This window comes from Stutzerimonas stutzeri, from assembly GCF_000935215.1.
GTDB lineage: Bacteria > Pseudomonadota > Gammaproteobacteria > Pseudomonadales > Pseudomonadaceae > Stutzerimonas.
Map to the genome: position 1 here is coordinate 1 of NZ_JXXD01000192.1, position 2,094 is coordinate 2,094.

Annotated in this window: 3 protein-coding genes; all 3 read left to right on the forward strand. The window is 58.5% G+C overall.

The genetic code is table 11. The annotated features are described in order from the left end of the window. The first annotated feature begins 229 nt into the window (after positions 1 to 229). From LO50_RS18385 to LO50_RS18395, 3 genes are read left to right on the forward strand one after another with little or no spacing between them, the layout of a single operon-like run. Positions 230 to 787 (forward strand): PAAR domain-containing protein, encoded by a 558-nt coding sequence (locus LO50_RS18385; protein ID WP_044315910.1) that lies wholly within the window; start codon positions 230 to 232, stop codon positions 785 to 787. After that, a complete protein-coding gene (locus tag LO50_RS18390) occupies positions 784 to 1,566 on the forward strand; it encodes a hypothetical protein (RefSeq protein WP_044315911.1) in 783 nt (260 codons plus the stop codon). Before LO50_RS18385 ends, LO50_RS18390 begins: the two co-directional genes overlap by 4 nt. After that, positions 1,563 to 1,916 (forward strand): DUF7079 family protein, encoded by a 354-nt coding sequence (locus tag LO50_RS18395; RefSeq protein WP_044315912.1) that lies wholly within the window; start codon positions 1,563 to 1,565, stop codon positions 1,914 to 1,916. The genes LO50_RS18390 and LO50_RS18395 overlap by 4 nt, the downstream gene beginning before the upstream one ends. Positions 1,917 to 2,094 lie beyond the last annotated feature (178 nt).

Consider the following 2,094-nt stretch of genomic DNA (forward strand, 5'->3'; position numbering starts at 1 on the left):
TTGCTGCCGCTAAACCTACTTTTTCAACAGAATCGGCCAGAAGCGGTCATGAGCATCTACAAAACCACGCGATTCAGACTTCCAACTCCATGGTGAATAGCTGCTCATTGGGGCTGGCCTTGATAGCCGATGCGCGATGAAGATCACCGCAACGCTCTAATCCGTCCGCTACAGTGGCCTGCCGTGATCCAACTGATCCATTTCTGGACGAACTACGAGAAGGACTCTCATGTCAGGCAAACCCGCCGCTCGCCTGAGCGACCCAACCTCCTGCCCGATCCCCGGACATGGCACACCGGCCATCGAGTCCGGCTCCCCGGATGTGCTGTTCAATAACCTCCCCGCTGCGCGTCTAGGAGACGTTGCTGGCTGCTGCCAAACCATATCCGGCGCTTTCTCCTCCACCGTATTTATCAACGGCAAGAATGCCGCGATGCTGGACAGCACGTTGAGCCATGGCGGAGTCGTAATCGGCGGATCGGGAGACGTGTTGATCGGCGATGCGGTTATCACGGCGCCCTTCACCGCTCCGTCATTTCTGGCGACCGACAAGTGGATCGGCTTCCAGATTCCGGCAACCGAGCGTTACACCGGCTGGAGGTGCGTAGCCCACTTCGATGACGGATCTAGCCTTGATGGCGCCTTTGGAAGCGACAACCGAGTGGTCTTTAGCAATCCCTCGGGATCAATCTGTACCCGTATTGAGATTCCCGTACCAGAGGTTGGCGAGCAGCCCAGCGTAACGGACAAGCTGCTCGCCATCATCATGGGGATTAGCCAAGAATGACCGGGAGCATTGAGGTGCTTGGCCAATACCAGACGCAGAGCAGACATACCCTGCCCCGCTCGCCACTCGACGAGGCTCTCGCAAGCATGGAAGGCGCGGCGACAAGGTTTTCGCTTGATGCCATCAGCGACGCACAGACACGCGCCAGCTACGCCGCCAATATCAAGCGGATGTCCGCCCAGGTACGGGCGGACGTGGCAGCCGGCAGGATAAGCAGCCAGGTAGGGGTCGAGTTCTGCCACGAGATGCGCAACAAGATTATGGTGGAGCACCGCAAGATTACTTCGGTTACCGGGCTCGCCAAGGCACAGCAGCACAAAAAAACGCCATTAACCCTCCCTCGACTGTTCGAAAAGTACGCCACCAGCAAGTTCGGTAAACCCTACGAGACGCTCACGAACGAGCAGAAGCGGCAGATTCACTATGAAGTGATTGAATCTTCCGGCCGCGACAACGCCAAGTTCACAAAGGGCTCGGATCGCCTCCGCATCATGGGCAAGGTAGGCATTTTGGTCACTGCGGCATTTGCTACCTACGAGATTCTCAATGCCGACAACAAGGTAAAGGAGACTGCACGCCAAGGCATGATCATCGGCGGCGGCGCTGCTGGCGGGTTTCTCGCAGGCCTTGGCGTCTCGCTCGTCTGCGGCCCAGGCGCTCCTTTCTGTGCCATTGCCATGGTGCTGGCAGGCAGTGCGGCTGGCGGGATTGCAGGCAGCCTGGCTGCCGACGCCCTGGATGACGAACTCGAGGAGTTCTCTAAGTGGGAAGTGTTTTGACTCACGACGACCGCGTTCGGTTATGGTCGGCGCTGTCGGACGCCTTCGTCGACAACGATATCGACTATCCAGCAATAGCGCGACAGCTGGCAGGATACGACCGTACTGCGGTAAAGGCAGCCTTCTTCGAGGAAGTGGCGCCGGTCTGCCACTCTAACCTGCAGGCGCCCATCCCCCCCATATGGACGGCATTTGACAGTACCTGGCTTGCCGATACCATCGACAGCAACCTGCAGGCTCGTCGGGCTTCCAGGCTACGCCGCATGCGCGACCATGTTCTGGTCGCCTACCTGCGTTTTCGACTTCGTGGGGAGTGGAGTCGAATCGAGCTAGAACTGGAAAGGACATGATGTGCAGAGGACTAGCTGAGGTCTGTATGACAGCACTGGCGTGCTGCGCATCGAGCCGCCACAGGCCGTCTCGCCCCTGAACGCTTTCACCGCTAACCCCAAGAGGTGATCATGAGAGCACTGGCTGCTTCCGGCCGATTCTGTTGAAAAAGTAGCGACCTCCCCATGCCGTTGGCAA